The 16,150-nt window shown below is 70.1% G+C and carries 19 protein-coding genes; 8 read left to right on the plus strand and 11 right to left on the minus strand.

The window, feature by feature from the left end:
* The 4 genes from CA984_RS33630 to CA984_RS46595 form a co-directional block, all read left to right on the plus strand.
* A partial coding sequence (locus CA984_RS33630) for a M64 family metallopeptidase (protein ID WP_086577471.1) occupies positions 1–1,261 on the plus strand: 1,261 nt, incomplete at its 5' end.
* A gap of 93 nt (positions 1,262–1,354) precedes the next feature.
* Entirely contained in the window at positions 1,355–2,413 is a 1,059-nt protein-coding gene (locus CA984_RS33635) for an LLM class flavin-dependent oxidoreductase (protein WP_086577472.1), read from the plus strand.
* Between the two features lie 71 nt (positions 2,414–2,484).
* Positions 2,485–4,131, plus strand: a complete 1,647-nt coding sequence (locus tag CA984_RS33640; RefSeq protein WP_086577473.1) for an AMP-binding protein — start codon at positions 2,485–2,487, stop codon at positions 4,129–4,131.
* A 211-nt stretch (positions 4,132–4,342) separates the two neighbouring features.
* On the plus strand, positions 4,343–4,480 hold the full coding sequence (locus CA984_RS46595; protein WP_165781511.1) for a hypothetical protein: 138 nt from the start codon (positions 4,343–4,345) through the stop codon (positions 4,478–4,480).
* Between the two features lie 292 nt (positions 4,481–4,772).
* Here CA984_RS46595 and CA984_RS33645 read toward each other — a convergent pair whose 3' ends face one another.
* The 7 genes from CA984_RS33645 to CA984_RS33680 form a co-directional block, all read right to left on the minus strand.
* On the minus strand, positions 4,773–5,333 hold the full coding sequence (locus tag CA984_RS33645) for an SMI1/KNR4 family protein (protein ID WP_086577474.1): 561 nt from the start codon (positions 5,331–5,333) through the stop codon (positions 4,773–4,775).
* Positions 5,334–5,559: 226 nt separating this feature from the next.
* The gene (locus CA984_RS33650; RefSeq protein WP_207621138.1) at positions 5,560–5,703 is read right to left on the minus strand and encodes a hypothetical protein; all 144 of its coding nucleotides are present in this window, start codon (positions 5,701–5,703) and stop codon (positions 5,560–5,562) included.
* Positions 5,704–5,726: 23 nt separating this feature from the next.
* Entirely contained in the window at positions 5,727–6,101 is a 375-nt protein-coding gene (locus CA984_RS33655; RefSeq protein WP_086577475.1) for a type II toxin-antitoxin system death-on-curing family toxin, read from the minus strand.
* Positions 6,098–6,301 (minus strand): hypothetical protein, encoded by a 204-nt coding sequence (locus CA984_RS33660; protein WP_086577476.1) that lies wholly within the window; start codon positions 6,299–6,301, stop codon positions 6,098–6,100. The genes CA984_RS33655 and CA984_RS33660 overlap by 4 nt, the downstream gene beginning before the upstream one ends.
* A 457-nt stretch (positions 6,302–6,758) precedes the next feature.
* On the minus strand, positions 6,759–7,223 hold the full coding sequence (locus CA984_RS33665; protein WP_207621139.1) for a HEPN domain-containing protein: 465 nt from the start codon (positions 7,221–7,223) through the stop codon (positions 6,759–6,761).
* On the minus strand, positions 7,220–7,828 hold the full coding sequence (locus CA984_RS33670; protein WP_207621140.1) for a winged helix-turn-helix domain-containing protein: 609 nt from the start codon (positions 7,826–7,828) through the stop codon (positions 7,220–7,222). The genes CA984_RS33665 and CA984_RS33670 overlap by 4 nt, the downstream gene beginning before the upstream one ends.
* Before the next feature lie 507 nt (positions 7,829–8,335).
* Positions 8,336–8,725, minus strand: coding sequence for a PPOX class F420-dependent oxidoreductase (locus tag CA984_RS33680; RefSeq protein ID WP_086577477.1), 390 nt, complete (start codon positions 8,723–8,725; stop codon positions 8,336–8,338).
* 70 nt (positions 8,726–8,795) lie between these two features.
* Here CA984_RS33680 and CA984_RS33685 point away from each other — a divergent pair, with 70 nt between their 5' ends.
* Positions 8,796–9,218: a MarR family winged helix-turn-helix transcriptional regulator gene (locus tag CA984_RS33685; RefSeq protein WP_207621141.1), complete on the plus strand. Its 423-nt coding sequence runs from the start codon at positions 8,796–8,798 to the stop codon at positions 9,216–9,218.
* A gap of 270 nt (positions 9,219–9,488) precedes the next feature.
* Here the strand turns inward: CA984_RS33685 and CA984_RS33690 are convergent, their stop codons facing one another.
* Positions 9,489–10,277, minus strand: a complete 789-nt coding sequence (locus CA984_RS33690; RefSeq protein WP_086577478.1) for an SDR family NAD(P)-dependent oxidoreductase — start codon at positions 10,275–10,277, stop codon at positions 9,489–9,491.
* Between the two features lie 129 nt (positions 10,278–10,406).
* On the opposite strand from CA984_RS33690, the gene CA984_RS33695 reads away from it, so the two are divergent.
* Positions 10,407–11,000, plus strand: a complete 594-nt coding sequence (locus CA984_RS33695; protein WP_086577479.1) for a TetR/AcrR family transcriptional regulator — start codon at positions 10,407–10,409, stop codon at positions 10,998–11,000.
* A 124-nt stretch (positions 11,001–11,124) separates the two neighbouring features.
* Here the strand turns inward: CA984_RS33695 and CA984_RS33700 are convergent, their stop codons facing one another.
* The gene (locus CA984_RS33700) at positions 11,125–12,048 is read right to left on the minus strand and encodes a cyclase family protein (protein ID WP_086577480.1); all 924 of its coding nucleotides are present in this window, start codon (positions 12,046–12,048) and stop codon (positions 11,125–11,127) included.
* A 30-nt stretch (positions 12,049–12,078) separates the two neighbouring features.
* Between CA984_RS33700 and CA984_RS33705 the strand changes: the two genes are divergently transcribed.
* On the plus strand, positions 12,079–13,308 hold the full coding sequence (locus tag CA984_RS33705) for a serine hydrolase domain-containing protein (RefSeq protein WP_086577481.1): 1,230 nt from the start codon (positions 12,079–12,081) through the stop codon (positions 13,306–13,308).
* Positions 13,309–13,310: 2 nt separating this feature from the next.
* Here CA984_RS33705 and CA984_RS33710 read toward each other — a convergent pair whose 3' ends face one another.
* Together CA984_RS33710 and CA984_RS33715 are read right to left on the minus strand one after the other, a co-directional pair.
* Entirely contained in the window at positions 13,311–14,102 is a 792-nt protein-coding gene (locus tag CA984_RS33710; RefSeq protein WP_086577482.1) for an SDR family NAD(P)-dependent oxidoreductase, read from the minus strand.
* Positions 14,102–14,722, minus strand: a complete 621-nt coding sequence (locus CA984_RS33715) for a cysteine hydrolase family protein (protein WP_086577483.1) — start codon at positions 14,720–14,722, stop codon at positions 14,102–14,104. The genes CA984_RS33710 and CA984_RS33715 overlap by 1 nt, the downstream gene beginning before the upstream one ends.
* Before the next feature lie 171 nt (positions 14,723–14,893).
* On the opposite strand from CA984_RS33715, the gene CA984_RS33720 reads away from it, so the two are divergent.
* Positions 14,894–16,150, plus strand: a 1,257-nt coding sequence (locus CA984_RS33720; protein ID WP_086577484.1) for a serine/threonine-protein kinase, incomplete at its 3' end; no start/stop codon positions are given.

Here is a 16,150-nt window from a genome sequence, read left to right on the forward strand (position 1 = left end):
CCCCTCCCCCGCCGCCATATCCACCACCGTGCCCGCCACCACACAGACCGCCACCACGCAGGCCGCCACCACGCAGACCGCTCCGGCAGGTCCGACCAGGCCGGTCGAGGTCTTCGCCGAGGACGGCACCATCACCCGCGCCGAGGTGCCCGCCTCCGCCGGGCCGAAGGCCCGCTCCCTCGCCACGGCCGCCGCGAGGCTCACCCCCGTCGAGGTCAACGGGCCGAGCGCGGACCGGATCGACCTGGTCTTCGTCGGCGACGGCTACACCGAGGCCGAACTCGGCCTCTACGGCGACCAGGTCGCCGCCAAGTGGGCGCTGCTGTCCGGTCGCGAGCCCTTCAAGAGCTACCGCGGGCTGTTCAACGTCTGGCGGGTCGACATCCCCTCGCCCGTGTCCGGCGTGAGCGGCGACCCTGCCCGTGACGTGGTCAGGGACACCCCGCTCGGGATGACCTTCTGGTGCGACGGCCTGGAACGGCTGCTCTGCGTGGACGAGGACCGCGCGAAGTCCTACGCGGCGCTGGCGCCCGGCGTGGACCAGATCGCGGCGATGGCCAACTCCGCCAAGTACGGCGGCGCGGGCTACACCGACGAGGAGATGGCGACCTTCTCCGGCGGCAACGAGCGCGCCGGAGAGGTGCTGCCGCACGAGCTCGGCCACTCCCTGGGCGACCTGGCCGACGAGTACGACTACTACGCCTACCCGGGTGACGGCAGCCGCTACGACGGCCCCGAGTTCTCCGAGGTCAACGTCAGCGTCCGCGACGCCGGGCGGATGCGGGCCGAGCGGGCCAAGTGGTGGTACTGGCTCGGCGCGCCCAGCCCCGACGGCGACGTCGTCGGCGCCTACGAGGGTGGGTACTACACCCAGTACGGCGTCTACCGGCCCACCCCCAACTCGCTGATGAAGTCGCTCGGCCGCGAGTTCAACTCGGTCAGCAGGGAGAAGATGATCCAGTCGTTCTACGCGATCGCCCGCCCGATCGACTCCCACACGCCTAACGAGCGACCGGTGGCACGCAAGTCGACGCTCTCGGTGACCCCCGCCCCGGTCCCGACGCTTTCGGTCCGCTGGTACCGCGATGGCAAGGAGCACCGACCATGGCGGGGCCGTACCTCGGTGGACGTCATCGGCATGGGCGACGGCGGCACCGTCACCGCCGTCGTCACCGACGAGACCACCGACGTGCGCGACCCCGGCTACCGGAAGGAGTTCCTGACGCAGTCCGTCACCTGGACCGTCCGCGGCAACCACTGATACGCTCGCCCAAGCGAGCGCTTGGTTTCGTACGGCCAGCCGTACCGGAAGCGCGGAACGGGACACACGGAGACGACCGCCAGGGGACAGCCGATGAAGTTCTCGACCTTCCACCTCTTCCACCGGTTCGACGGCCAGAGCTTCAAGGAGGTCTACGACTACCACCTTGAGCTGGTCGAGCTCGCCGAGGAACTGGGGTTTCACGGGGTACGGCTGGCCGAGCACCACTTCCGCGACTACGGCGTGGTGCCGAACCTGTTCACGATGCTGTCCCACATGGCCGCGCGCACCGAGAGGCTGCGGCTGGGGACCGGCATCGTGGTCCTGCCCCTGCACAACCCGGTCCACGTCGCCGAGGAGGCGGCCATGGTGGACATGCTTTCGGGCGGGCGGCTGGAGCTGGGGATCGGCCGCGGCTACCAGAGTTTCGAGTTCGAGGGCTTCGGCATCGACCTGGCCGAGGCCCGCGACCGGTTCAACGAGGCCCTGGAGGTCGTGCTCGGCCTCTGGGGCAACCCGTCCTTCCGGCACGAGGGCAAGTTCTACCGGACCGGCACCGAGGTGGAGCTCGTCCCCCGGCCCGTCCAGGCCCCGTTCCCGCCGATCCACGTGGCGGCCGTGTCCCCCGAGACGGTGACCATGTACGCCGAGCGCGGCCTGCCGATCCTGGCCGACCCGGCGGCGCCCTTCCGCAAGGTGGTCAAGGCGGCCGAGACCTGGCGGGAGACGGCGGAGCGCGCCGGGCACGACGCGGCCGCCTCGGAGCTGGTGGTCGCCCGCAGCGTCTACGTCGCCGCGACGGTCGAGCGGGCCCGCGAGGACCAGGCCAGGTTCGAGACGATGTTCGACCGGTCCCGGATCTTCAACGAGAAGAGCTCGCCGATCGACCCCCGGACCGGCAAGGCCGCCCAGGGCTTCGAGTACTACCAGGACCGCTACCTCAAGGGCGGCGCGGTCTCCAACGACTTCCGCTGGGAGCAGCTGGAGGTCATCGGCGACCCCGAGCGGGTGGTCGGCCAGATCCGGCTGCTCGAGGACGCCGGGTTCGCCAACCTGCTCTGCGACTTCGGCAGCACCAGGCCGATGCCGCTGGAGGAGATGAAGAAGGTCATGCGGTTCTTCGCCGCCGAGGTCATGCCCGCTTTCAAGTGATCCGTCCCGTACGGCTCGGGCCGGCCGCACACGGAAGGGCGCGAGCCGTACGCCCCCCAGCAGGAGGCGCGATGATCCACCGGTTGACCCTGTCCGACGTCCTCGCCGAGCACGCCCGCAGCCGCCCCCGGGTGACGGCGGTGGTGGACGGCGAGGTGCGGCTCACCTATCCCGAACTCGACGAGCGGGTCACCCGCCTGGCGGACGCGCTGGCCGCGCGGGGCGTCACGGCCGGCGAGCGGGTGATGTGGCTCGGCCGCAACGGCCACGCGGTGCTGGAGCTGCTGCTCGCCTCGTCCCGGCTCGGTGCGATCTTCTGCCCGGCCAACTGGCGGCAGTCCACCGACGAGCTGTCCTTCGTCGTGGACGACCTCACCCCGAAAGTCGTCGTCTGGGAGCAGTCCGAGGCCGCCGCCCCCCTGAGCGACGACGGCTGGATCCTCGCGGGCGAGGGCTACGAGGCCTTCCTGTCGAGCGGCTCCCCCGCCGCCCGCCGGGAGGGGACCGCGGACGCCCTCCCGGGCGATCCCACCGGCGCCCGCCCGGGTCCCCTCACGGACGGGGCCGCTCATCCAGCGGAACCCGACGGCCCCCTCACAGGCGAGGCCGCTCACCCTGCGGAGCCCGGCGGCCCCCTCACAGGCGAGGCCGCTCATCCGGCGGAGCCCGGCGACGACACGCTCCCGGTGCTCGCGCTCTACACCGCCGCCTTCGACGGCCGGCCGAACGCGGCACTGCTCAGCAGCGCCGCACTGGTCGCGCACAGCACCGCGCTGCTGGTGGTCCGCCAGATGGAGGACGGCTTCACCTTCCTGAACAACGGCCCGCTGTTCCACGTGGGCACGATGATGTTCTGCCTGGCCACCCTGCAGATCGGCGGGACGAACGTGTTCACCCCGGCGTTCGACGCCGAGGAGGTCTGCCGCCTGATCGACGCGGAGAAGGTCACCCAGGCGTTCCTGTTCGGCCAGATGATCGACGCGGTGACGGAGGCGAACAGGGACGGCAAATACGACCTGACATCGCTCCGCTTCGTCTCCCACTCGGCCGAGTGGGACGCGATGACGACCGTGGACGACTCCCCCTGGTGCCGGTCCAAGATGGGCGGCTACGGCCAGACCGAGGTGGGCGGCATGCTGACCTTCCTCGGCCTGGCCCCCGGCGCCGCCGGATTCGCCGGACGGCCGTCGCCGCTGGTCCAGGTACGGCTGCTCTCCTCCGACGGGAGCGAGGTGCCGTCCGGGGAGGTGGGCGAGATCTGCGCTCGCGGCAAGTCGCTTTTCTCCGGATATTTCAACAGGCCTGAGCTCAATGCGGAGAAGACACGCGGCGGCTGGCACCACACCGGTGATCTCGGCCGCCGCGAGCCCGACGGCACGATCACCTTCATCGGCCCCAGGCTCCGCATGATCAAGTCCGGCAACGAGAACATCTACCCCGCCGAGGTCGAGCGGGCGCTGAAGACCCACCCCGCAATCGCCGACGCCGCCGTCATCGGCGTCCCCGACGACCGGTGGCACCAGGCTGTGAAGGCCGTCGTGGTCCTCAAGGGCGAGGCCACGGCCGAGGACGTCGTCGAACACGTCCGCACCCGACTCGCCTCGTACAAGAAGCCCAGGCACGTCGACTTCGTCGAGGCCATCCCTAAGAAGGGCTTCACCCCCGACTACGACGCCCTCGACGCCGCCCACGGCGGCGGCGGCTACCCCGGCTCCTGACCCGGGGCGGCTATCCCGACTCCCGAACCGGGGCGGCTACCCCGGCTCCCGAACTGAGGGCGGCTACCTCGGCTCCCGAACCGGGGACGGCCGCTCCGGCCGCTGAATTCGGGGCGGCCGCCCGGGGCCGTCCCCGTACACCCCCGGAATCGGCCACCCGCGCTCACCGGCCGGGGACCGCGGCCGTCCCCCGCATAGCGAGAACGACCTGATGCAGGAGTTCGGCATCGCCCGCATGGCCGCCCACAAGGTGATGAAGGCGCTCCGCGCCGAGGGCTCCATCCACACCGTCCGAGGACTCGGCAGCTTCGCCGGCCAACCCGACGGCGACCAGAACACCGCCGAATAGCCCAGCAGCCCCGAGGACCACGGGCGAGGCGCACGGCCTGAGGTGTCAAGCGTCAACCGATACCCCGGCCTCAACTACAACGCCGCATAAGGCCAGCTCAGCACAGTCGACACCCGACTGAATGAGAACTTTCTCCACGTCTTCAAAGGCGATCCGCCTGCGGCGTCCCGCCGCGCGTCGGGCGGTCGCCGGCCGCGTTGCGGCTCTTCGGCCGGTCGCGACCAGCACCGCCCGCGCGCATGACCACCGCACGAAGGACCCGAGACGGCGAAGCTCAACGACGAAAGAGACATCAACCTGCGTATCGCATTCGCAGCTCGTCCATTGCAAGGTCCCAGAAGGACCTGTAACGGTTAGCCCCGGGCAGCCATGGCGCGAGGTACCAGGCTTCCCACTCACCTTCAGCACTGCTGACGTGGGGATTGAGGAGAGCCACTCCGTCATCCCAGCATCCGGCCAGAAGGGTGTCGGGCACATACTCCCCTCTGTAATGGATGGAGTCCTGCTCCTGTCCGTAGACGAAGTAGAGCTCGTCGGGCACGCTCCATGGGTTCTCCGGCTTGGGTGCTGACCAGCTCTCGGCGATCGAGGGATCGACATCGCGGAGCCAGCCGACTTCCTCGACACGCAGCAGGCAGCAGTCATCGTCGCTGCCCCACCCGTTGGCGAACAGGAGAAACTGCCGGTAACTCGGCGGCAGCTCCACACCCAGCCGCTCTTCAAGCTCGCGGACCTCTGCTTCGGTAGCCGGGGAATACAGATCGCCCAGTGGACTGACCGCCGGGTGATCAGAACCCTCGATCACCGGATGTCTCGCGGGGAAGCGTTCAGACCATGCGTACTGGGCACTCATTGTGAAGATATCCCCGTTTCGAGTGGCTGCCGCATGTGCAGCACAAAGCTAGGGCTGCCCCTCCCGATAACCTCCAGTGTGGGACATACGCGAGATGATCAACGTATGGCATCTATCGATGCGGTTACGTCCGGGCCGCGGAAGATGAGCAGCTTGACCACGCCGGGCAGCAATACAGCTCACGTTCGGAAGATGATCGTGAGCTGTATCGGTGAAGTCGAGAGTGCTACTCCTCGGTCGGCACCAGGCCCGCTCGGCAGGCGCTCCACTCGGACGGGTCACCTAGCTTGACGTTGGTGCCGCCGATGCCGCAGTAGCCGTTCGGCACCTTGAAAAGGTACTGCTGGTGGTAGCGGTGCGCTTCGAGCAATAGACGGTGATCGTGCGTCGATCTTACTCACGAAGTTTGCGAAGTCGCTGTGCCAGGTCGGGGATGTCTTCCAGCTCGCCCATTGCTACGGCGATGACGAGCTTTTCGGCTTCGTCCACGTCTTGGTACTCCAAGATCTCCCCATTGTCCTCCAGAAAGGCGACGGACGCCGCCCAAGCGAGCCGCTTGTTACCGTCCACCAGCGGGTGCCCGATCAGAATGCTCTGCATCAGAGCCGCCGCCTTCTCCCACAGGTCTGGATAGGCGTCATCGCCGAAGACAGTGGTCTGCGGGCGCAGCACCGCTGCGTGCAGTTGGCCACCATCGCGGAGAAGGACCTCCGGCAGCACCACCTCAGCCAAGGCAAGAAGGTCCGAGGTGGTCGGATAGAGCGTCATCGAGCGAGCCGCTCAAGCAACTCCCGGTCCCGCTCAGCGATCTTCCGACCCATCGCCTGGTAGCGTTCCCGCCTCCGTCGAGCGATGTATTCCTCGATGGCCACCACCATCGCCGAGTTGACGCTCTGCGCGTCACCGCCGGCGATCTGCTTGATCTGCTCGTACGTCTCATCCGGCAGTCGAAGCCGTGTCTCAGCCATACGACCGACGGTACCACTTTTTGGTACCACTTCTCGGTGACATGAGGGTCTTCAAGCCCTGTTCCTGCGAACCGGTCCTGCTTCAAGAGGCAGTACCCATGGTGCAGCGCGGCGGACAGGGCGCCTCAGGCTGGGCATGAGCCCCGGCGAGCACAAACCGAACGGAGCGCCTCTGCCAGCCCGCACGGGCGGCGGTCCCCCGGCCGACTCGCCTTCTCCCGAATCGCTTGAGGGCGATGCCAAAGTTGCCCAGGCAGATATCGCTCACGCCCCGAAGGCTCGCGAGTCGCACTGGAAAAGTCGGCACTACTCCTCTCTGCACCAGACCCGTCTGGCAGGCGCTCCACTCGGACGGGTCACCTAGCTTGACGTTGGTGCCGCCGATGCCGCAGTAGCCGTTTCCGCCTCAGAGCCATAGCCAGCGGCAGCGTCTTCCTGGTGCAGCGAGAAACTTCCGTCAGAAAGGCTGCATCTGATCGATCATCTTCGTCGCGATCTCCACGATCGTCTCGACCTTGGCCATGTCGGCTCTGACATCATCCGCGCTGAAACGGGATGAACCCAGGCGTGGGTACTCTGCTTCGTTTCGTCGCCGGCGCATCCGGTCGAAAGGCCGCAGACTCTGACCCAGCGGTGGATCAAACTGCGCACTGACCGCCTCGTACACGGCGATGTGCCCACCTCGGCTGCTGGCCCGAAGTCCTTGGTTCTCCAGTACGGCGCACAGTGCCTTGCGCGCCGCGTCGTAGAGCAGTTGGTACGCACCGATCGGATCCGATTCCATCGCAAGGCGAGCCGTCGCCATGTGTTTCCTGGCCTGAGCCAGCAACTCCTCTGCCTGCGCACGGCTCGCCGCCACTTTTTCGATCTCGCCACGGCCAAGCATGCCCTCAAGGACAGCGCGCCCCTGCTCCCACCTCACCGGCTCTCCCTCTTTTCAATCTTGAGTCGGACAAGCGGCCGAGATCTGACCGTTTCCAGGAAGGGATCGCCGGCAGAGGACTCCCAGTCGTCGCGGCTCAGCCGACGTATGTTCACCTCTCTACCGAGTTGCCGCTCCGCTGCCCTGGCGGCGTCGTAAAGATCGTCTTCATCGACGGCTCCGACAACCAGGACATCCACATCCTTCGGCACTCTTCCCGGCTCGCCTGAATACCGCGCGGCCCAGGAGCCGTAGATGTACGCCTCCTCAACGGCGACGACTTCAGAAAGCCGCTCGCCGAGCACCGCTACGGGGCCATATGTCAGAGCGAGCAACTCGGTCAGCGGGCGAGCCACGACCACGTCGGTGTCCGCCTGGATCATCCGCAGGTTGCCGATCCTTCGCTCGACGACCAAACCTGCGGCAGCAAGACGATCGACTTCGCGAGTCACGGTCGAAGCCGAGACATCGAACCTCTTCGCCAGCTCAATCAGGGCGTACTCATCACCGGGGTGTAGAAAGAGCCAGGCCAGGAGCTCCCCCTGAAACGGAGAGCGCAGCAGCGGAAGCAAGACGGATGGCGGCTGTTTCATAACCTGAAACATAGCTTGCAGTTTACGCAAGCTCCACCATCCGCGTGCCGGAATCGGCGTCCGCATGCTTCGCGAGCGGTCTCAGCAGGGATCGAGTGGGGTCACAAACTCAGTCTGACAGCACCCCGGACGGGTCACCTAGCTTGACGTTGGTGCCGCCCATATGCAGTGACCACTATGTGTACATGACACGAGACGCGTCTTCGGTCTCGTGTTCAGAGCCGTTCGGGCAGGAGAGTGAACGCGTCCACATGCCGGGGGCGCACGACGGTGAAATGACGGCGATCGAGTGTGGCCACCTCAGTCAGGCCAAGCCGCTCAGCCACTGTGATCACGGAGGCGTTGACAACACCCAATCGATAACGATCACAAAGAGTGATTGTCCCCCGAGCGCAAGATCTCTTCAGAGCGTTCCGCGGAATCCGGCTCGGCCTCCAGCATCCCGATGAACGGTAGGTCACGAACGACGGGCCGCTCGTCGAACTGATCCCGCACGAGGCGGAGCAGAGGCGCCGCCTTTCACTGGCTGGTGCAGCGGGTGGGCCGCACGACGAGGACCACCCTGCGCTCGGCGTCGCCGACCGGCGCTTCGTACTCCAGCCCGTAGCGCTTGGCCAGCACGTCGAAGAAGGCTCCCTCAGGGTCGGGGTCGATCCGCTCGACAGTGCCGCGGACCTCCAGGTAGCGGTATGGCTGGTTCGGATCGTTGACGGAGACGGCCACGTGAGGGCGGGCGCTCGCGTTACGCCCCTTCTGCCGGTCGGTCGTGGTGGTGAAGCGCAGGAACTCCCCGTCCCAGATGGCCCACACCGGCGTCACCTGCGGGGTGCCGTCGGGCATCAGGGTCGCCAGGTGCGCGTACAGGGGGCGGGCCAGCAGGTCGAGGTGGCTCTCTGGAATCACGGTCATGCAGGCACAGTATCAAAGCTTTGATAGATATCAAGCTTCTTATGCATAGGGTGACTTGTAAGCTCCGCTCATGGACATGCCCGCGGAGGAGCGGCTCGGCCTGCTCGTGAAACGCGCCGAGCAGCGGCTCATGGCGGCCAAGCACGCGGCGGTGAAGACCGCGGGGCTGACCGTGCCGCAGTACGCCGCCCTGCTCGTGCTGGTCGACAATCCAGGCATTTCCGCAGCCGCCCTGGCCAGGGAGTGCCTCGTCACCCCGCAGGCGATGACCGTCGTGCTGAAGAACCTGCTGGGGCACGGCCTGATCGAACGCGGCCCGCATCAGTGGCATCGCACGATGCTGGAGACCCACCTCACCGACGCGGGGCGCGAGGCGCTGCGCACCGCGGACGCGGCGGCCGTGGTCATCGAGCGCAGGATCGCCGACGCCTTCACCCCGGACGAACGCGACTCCCTCCGGGACCTGCTCGCCCGCTTCACCCAGGCGATCTAGCCACCTTGGGCAACGTTCGCCCCTGGTCCCGGTCCACGCCCTCGCCGGCCTCCGGCGGCTCCGGATCGGCGTTCCGGGCCGGTGGGCCGGCGGGCCGGAGCACGCCGGCAGCAGGAGCGTGACCACCGGCGCGGCCCACGCCAGTTTTCTGCTCACGCCCTCCACGGTGTCAACGCCCCGGCGCTCCGGCAGATCCATCGATCCAGGCCCGTCCAGGACAAAAGTCCTCTCCGGCGTGCCGTGGGCGCCGCCGTACCGGGTCCGCGCCGCTCAGACGGTCTTGACGGATCCGCCGTCGACGAGGTGGTCGGCCCCGGTGATGGCGGCGGCGTGGGGGGAGGCGAGGTGGACGACCATGGCGGCCACCTCGGCCGGCTCGATGAGGCGGCCGATGGTCATGCCCGTCCAGGCCGGGAGCTGGGCCAGCACCTGCTCGTGCTCCATCCCCATCGACCTGGCGAGCTCAGCGCCGTATCCGGCCGGGTCCTCCCACATGGCGGTGCGCACCGGACCGGGCGAGACGGTATTGACACGCACCCCCCGGGGGCCGAACTCCTCGGCGAGGGCCTTGCCGAGCGCGGTCAGCGCCGCCTTCGCGGTGGTGTAGGCGACGGGCCCCGCGTGCGGCGTCCGGGCTCCGTTGGAGGAGATGTTGACGATGTTCCCCCGGCTCCGCAGGAGGCTGGGCAGCGCCGCCCGGGTGGTGCGGACCGCGCTGAGGAAGTTGAGGTCGAACGCCTGCCGCCACCCCTCGTCGTCGAAGCCGAGGAATCCGCCCAGCTGCCCCTCACCCACGTCGCCGCCGCCGACGTTGTTGACGAGCAGGTCGATCTCGCCCAGCTCTGCCAGCGCCTCGCCGACCAGCAGCGCCGGGCCGTCCGGGGTGGACAGGTCCACCGGTACGGCGATCGTGCCGGTCTCCTTCAGCTCCGGCGAGACCGTGCGCGCGCCGGCCACCACCCGCATCCCCTCGGCGGCGAGCGCGGCCACGATCGCCAGCCCGATCCCCCGACTGGCCCCGGTCACCACAGCGGTCTTGCCGTTCAGTCGCATGTCCATGAGAGCTCTTTCCGTCAGCTGCAACCAGCTCGATCCAGTTGCATCGATCAAGACGCGTTCAACGTACTAGTTGCAACATGCATGTTGCAACTAGAGCCGAAGAAGCATCTCTGATGTAGTCTCCGCTCCATGACAAAAGGGGAAACGGCAACGGCGGGCCACGGCGGCCGGGCGCGTCGGGCGGACGCCGAGCGGACCGTGCTGACGATCCTGGAGGCGGCGGAACGGGTCCTGAGCAGGAATCCCGCCGCGACCATGGAACAGATCGCCGAGGCCGCCGGCGTCGCCCGCACCACGGTCCACCGCCGGTTCGCCTCCCGCGAGGCGCTCGTCGACGCCATGACGGCCTGGGCCACCCGCCAGTTCGGCGCGGCCGTCGACGCCGCCCATTCCTCGACCGCCCCGCCGCTGGTCGTCCTCCACCAGGTGACCGCGAACGTCCTGCGGATCAAGATCGACTGGGGGTTCGCCATGGGCCGGGCCTCGGAGGGGGGTCCCGAGGTCGCCCGCGTCCACGCCGCCGTGCTGGACAAGTGCGACCAGATGTTCCGCCGCGCGCGCGAGGCCGGCATCCTGCGGTCCGACGCGGACCTGCCCTGGACCCGGCGCGTCTACTACGCCCTCATCCACGAGGCGGCGCAGAGCGAGGGCGACGCCGACACCCTCGCCGTCCAGGTCCTGGACACCCTGCTCCGGGGCGCCGGCACCGACCGCGTCCACTGAGCGGCACTCGGGACGGCATGCGGGACGGCATGCGGGGCGCGGCGCCGACCAGCACGTGGGACCGCGGAAGCAGGACGCCGGGCGCGGCGCCTTCCGGGGGGATCCGGCGGGGCGCCCGGACCCGCTAGAGGATCGCCAGCGGGTTGATGGGACTGCCGGTGCCCCCCTCGATCCTGAGGGGGGCGGCGACGAAGACGAAGTCCCCGCCCGCACGGCCCGCGCACGCCGTGCCCAGCTCCTCCAGCCAGAGCATCTCGGCCAGATGGACGCCGTGCCGCCAGAGCAGGATCATGTGGAGGTCGTCCTCCAGCCCCTCGTCGGCGAGCTGGCGGGCGTTGAGGCCGCCGATGGCGGCGTTGTCGGAGGCGACCACGGCGACGTCGCGGGAGGCGAGCCATCGGCCCGCGCCGGCGGACAGGCCCGGCTGGCCGGACCAGTACTCCTCGGGAGAGCTGTCCCAGACCAGGGGCCAGCCGGTGCGGACGACGGCCACGTCGCCGGGCCGTACGTCGTCGTGGATCTCGCGCAGCAGGTCGGCGGGGATGCGGAAGTCCACCGGGAGGTGGTCCAGGCCCAGGTGGCGGGGGACGTCGAAGAGGACCGCGCGGGCCACGACGCCCCCGACGGTCTCGATGCCGCACCGGGTCGCGCCGTACGACCTGACCCGGGCGGCGGGGTGGCCGTTGTAGAGCTCCTCCCCCGACCACATGTGGCACAGGGCGTCCATGTGGGTCGTGGTGCCGTGATGGGTGACGATGACGGCGTCGTCGGCCAGGCGGAGACCGGCCCCGATGGGACGGGTCCCGGCCGCGTAGTCGCCGCCGTCGACCGACATGAAGTGCTGCGGCAGCGGGCGTCCGCGCAGGTGGGGGACTGTCGTGGGGGCGGCGGAGGAGGTGGCTCCCCTGATGGGCATGGCCAGGCTGATCACCTGGCCGGTGGCGGCCGAGGCCAGGGCGGCCAGGACCGTGGCGGGGGTCAGCAGGTTCAGGGTGCCGCGCTGATCGTCTGGGCCGAAACGGCCCCAGTTGTTAGGCTCGGTGACCAAGCAAGTGCTCACTTTCAAAAGGGACGGGTCATGACGGTGGTTCACGGGCAGTGCGATCCCCGGTTCTCCCGGGTGCGCGAGGTGTTCGGCAGGCATTTCGCCGAGGGTGAGGAGCTGGGGGCGGCGTTCGCGGTCTTCCTGGACGGCGAGCCGGTCGTGGATCTGTGGGGCGGGGTCGCCGACCGGCACAGCGGGCGGCCCTGGGAGCGCGGCACCCCGGCGCTGACGTACTCGTGCACCAAGGCGGTCACCGCGACGGCGGCGCTGCTGCTGGCCGAGCGCGGGCTGCTCGACGTCGCCGCGCCGGTCGCGGACGTGTGGCCGGAGTTCGCCCGCCACGGCAAGGAGCGGATCACCGTCGAGCACCTGTTCACCCACCAGGCGGGGCTGCCCACGATCGAGACACCGGTCCCGCCGGAGGAGTTCGAGGACCAGGCCGCCATCGCGGACCGGCTGGCCGGGCAGGCGCCGATCTGGGAGCCGGGCACCGCGCACGGCTACCACGCGGTGACGTACGGGTTCCTGCTCGGCGAGGTGATCCGCCGGGTCTCGGGCAAGTCCGCGGGCGAGTTCGTGGCCGCCGAGATCTCCGAGCCCCTGGGGCTCGAACTCTGGTTCGGCGCGCCGGAGGAGGTGGCGGCGCGGGCGGCGCGGCTGTCCGCCGGGAGACGGCAGGGGCCCGCCGACGCCGGGGACGCACCCGCCGGGGCCGCCGCGGACGTCGTCCCCCGGGTGTCCACGATGTCCGAGCTGCCGGGGCGGGGCGGTCCCGTGGAGGAGATGTCCCGAGCCGTGCTCGACAGGGACAGCCTGATGAACCGGGCCCTGGGCAACCCGCCGATCCACCGGCTGCAGGGGGGCGCCAACCACCCGGTCATCCTGCGCGCGGGCTGGCCGGCGATAGGGGTCGTGGCCACCGCGCGGGGCCTGGCCGGGTTCTACCGCGACCTGGTCGCCGGGCGGATCCTGCGCCCGGAGACGCTGGCGGACGCCCTCCGGCGACGGGTCACCGGCCCGGACAGGGTGCTGATCATCGACAGCTCCTTCGGCCTCGGCTACATGCGCCCGGCCCTGACCTTCCTCACCCCCTCCAGGGGCGCGGAGTCCGCGTTCGGCCACACCGGCCTGGGCGGGTTCCTGGGGCTCGGCGACGTCGAGCACGGCCTGGGCATGGGTTACACGATGAACAAGATGGCGTCCGCGGTCTCGGGCAGCCTCCGCGCCTACCGCCTCGCCGAGGCCGTCTACGACTCCCTCTAGCCTCAATGCATCGTGATGCCGCCGCTGACCGACAGGACCTGGCCCGTGATGTAGGCGGCCCTGTCGGTGCAGAGGTAGGCGACCAGGCCCGCCACGTCCTCGGGGGCGCCGAGGCGGCGCAGCGGGACGCCCCGGGCGAGCTTGTCGACCAGCCCCGGCTTCTCGGCGTCCACCCGGCGGAGCATCGGGGTGTCGGTGGGCCCCGGGCAGACCACGTTCGAGGTCACCTCCGCCCGGGCCGCCTCGCGGGCGAGGGTCTTGGCCAGGCCGAACAGCCCCGCCTTGGTCGCGGCGTACGCGCCCTCGCCGCCGGACCCGGCCCGCGCGCCGTCGGAGGAGATGAAGACCAGGCGCCCCCAGCCGCGCTCGGTCATCCCGGGTAGCAGAAGCCGGGTGAGGAGCATCGGACCGCGCAGGTTGACCTGCCACATCAGGTCCCAGGCCGCCGGGTCGCTGCCGACGAACGGCTCGACGACCGACACTCCCGCGTTGTGCACCAGGATGTCCGTCGGCCCGGCGTCCCCGCAGAACTCGGCGATGGATCCCGGGTCGGTCAGGTCCACCCGCAGCGCCTTGGCCGGCGCCCTGGGCCCGCTCGGCGCCCCGACCCGCGTGCCCAGCCCCAGCGACTCGCTGTTCAGCTCGTCGGCGATCGCGGCGGCGCCCTGCCCGTCCACGTCGGCCACGACGATCCGGGCGCCGAGCGAGGCGAGGTCGCGGCAGATGGCCGCGCCGATCGCGCCGGCTCCGCCGGTGACCACCGCGGTGCGGCCGTCCAGCCGCAGGCCCTCCATCACCGCCAGACCTCCACGAGGTCGGCGGCGCTCACCCGCGCGGCCAGCAGGCCGACGGTGTTGGCCAGTACGGCCTGCGCGTAGTCGTCGGGGATCCCGGCCACGGCGTCGGTCACCACCGCCACCCGGTAGCCGAGGTTGACGGCCTCCAGGGCGAGGCCGGGGATGCCGAGGTTGAGGGAGAGCCCGACCGCGACGACGGACGAGACGCCGAGCGAGCGCAGGGTCATGTCCAGCGAGGTCCCGGTGAAGGGGGAGAAGCCGTGGTAGCGGCGCGACTCCAGGTCGGCCGGGTCGAGCAGGACCGGCAGGACCTCGATCGCCCCGGTGCCCTCCAGCATGTGCGCGGGGTCCTTGAGCAGGGCGGTGATGAACGGGCAGTTGCCGGTGTGCGACCCCGCACGGTCGGCGCGGAAGGCCGCTGTGCAGTGGATCACCGGGATTCCGGCCGAGCGGGCCGCGGTGAGGACCGAGGACGCGTTGGCCACCACGTCCCGCCGCGCGCACACCTCCACCAGGTCCGGAAACTTCGCTAGATCGCCGACGACCCCGCGCTGCATCTCCATCACCAGCACCGCACTGTGCCCCGGTGCTGCCAGTGACCTCAGATCGACCGGCATCCGACCTCCAAACGCCCGAGCGCTTGCTTGGTATCGCCAGAGCCTAACACGCGGGCCGGTCGGTCCCCGGGGATGACAGTCCCGTCACTCTCCAGCAAAGTTCGCGAACCGTGACAACCGATGGCGGGGGTGAGACCGTCGAACAAGCGACGGCGCTCGGAGGGGGACTGAATGGTTCCGGGATACCACGAGGTGCGAGAGCTCGGCGCCGGGGGCAGCGGCCGGGTCGTGCTGGCCACCTACGCCTCCACCGGCGCCTACGTGGCCATCAAGTACCTGAACGCGGCCATGAGGGACGACCCCTGGTTCGTGGCGCGCTTCCGCGAGGAGGCCCGCGTCATGGTGGAGCTGCGCGACCCGAACGTGGTCCGGCTCTACGAGTACTACGAGGACGTGCTCGAAGCCGCGATCGTGATGGAGCTGGTGGACGGGGTCGCGCTCAGGAGGATCCTGTCCGAGCACGGCAGCACGAGCCCCGAGGCGGCCCTCGTCGTCCTCAAGGGCTCCCTCACGGGTCTGGCGTCCGCGCACTCCGCCGGGATCGCGCACCGCGACTACAAGCCGGAGAACGTGCTGGTCCAGGCGGACGGCACCAGCAAGCTGGCGGACTTCGGGATCGCCGCCCGGATCAGGGAGCCGGGCACGCCCGCGGGCACCCCGCCCTACATGGCGCCCGAGCAGTGGGCCGGGGAGCCGGCCGGCGCGGCGGGTGACGTCTACGCGGCCACGTGCGTGTTCTTCGAGTGCCTCACCGGGCGCAGGCCGTACGGGGCCGACCATCCCGCCGCGCTCATGCGGCTGCACCGGACGGCGCCGATCCCGCTGGAGGCGGTGCCGGGCTCGGTGCGGGCGCTGGTCGCCCGGGGCATGGCCAAGGACCCGGCGGACCGGCCGCCGACGGCACGGGCGTTCGTCGCGGACCTGGAGGTGGCCGCGCTCTCGGCCTACGGGCCGGAGTGGGAGCAGCGCGGGCGGCGGCACCTGGCCGAGCTCGCCACGCTGCTGGCGCTGACGTTCCCGCTGGCCAGGCCCGCCCCCAGGGTGAGCACCTCGGTCGCGCGGAGCATGGTCGGCCGGATGGGCGGGATACGCCGCCCCCGGCTGGGCCCGCGGGTCGTGGCCGGGGCGGCCGTGATCACCGTCGCGGTCACCGTCGGCCTGGTCGCCGCCAACAGGGAGCCCGACCGGCTCGCCGCCGACACGATCTTCACTCCGGCGCCGCGCTCCCCCGGGTCCGGGGATCCGCCGGCGCCTCCCGGGAGGACGTCCCACGGAAGGACGTCCCCCGGGAAGGACGCCGGATCCCCGCCGCCGGAGCCGGTCGCCACCCCCGGGCCGTCCCGGCGTGCCGTCACCGGCCGGACCGTGCCGTCCTCGGCGAGCACCGGCCGACCCTCCGCCCCGGGGAGCCCCGGTCCGGTCCGCCCC

The sequence above is a fragment of the Streptosporangium minutum genome (genome assembly GCF_002149035.1).
Lineage (GTDB): Bacteria > Actinomycetota > Actinomycetes > Streptosporangiales > Streptosporangiaceae > Streptosporangium > Streptosporangium minutum.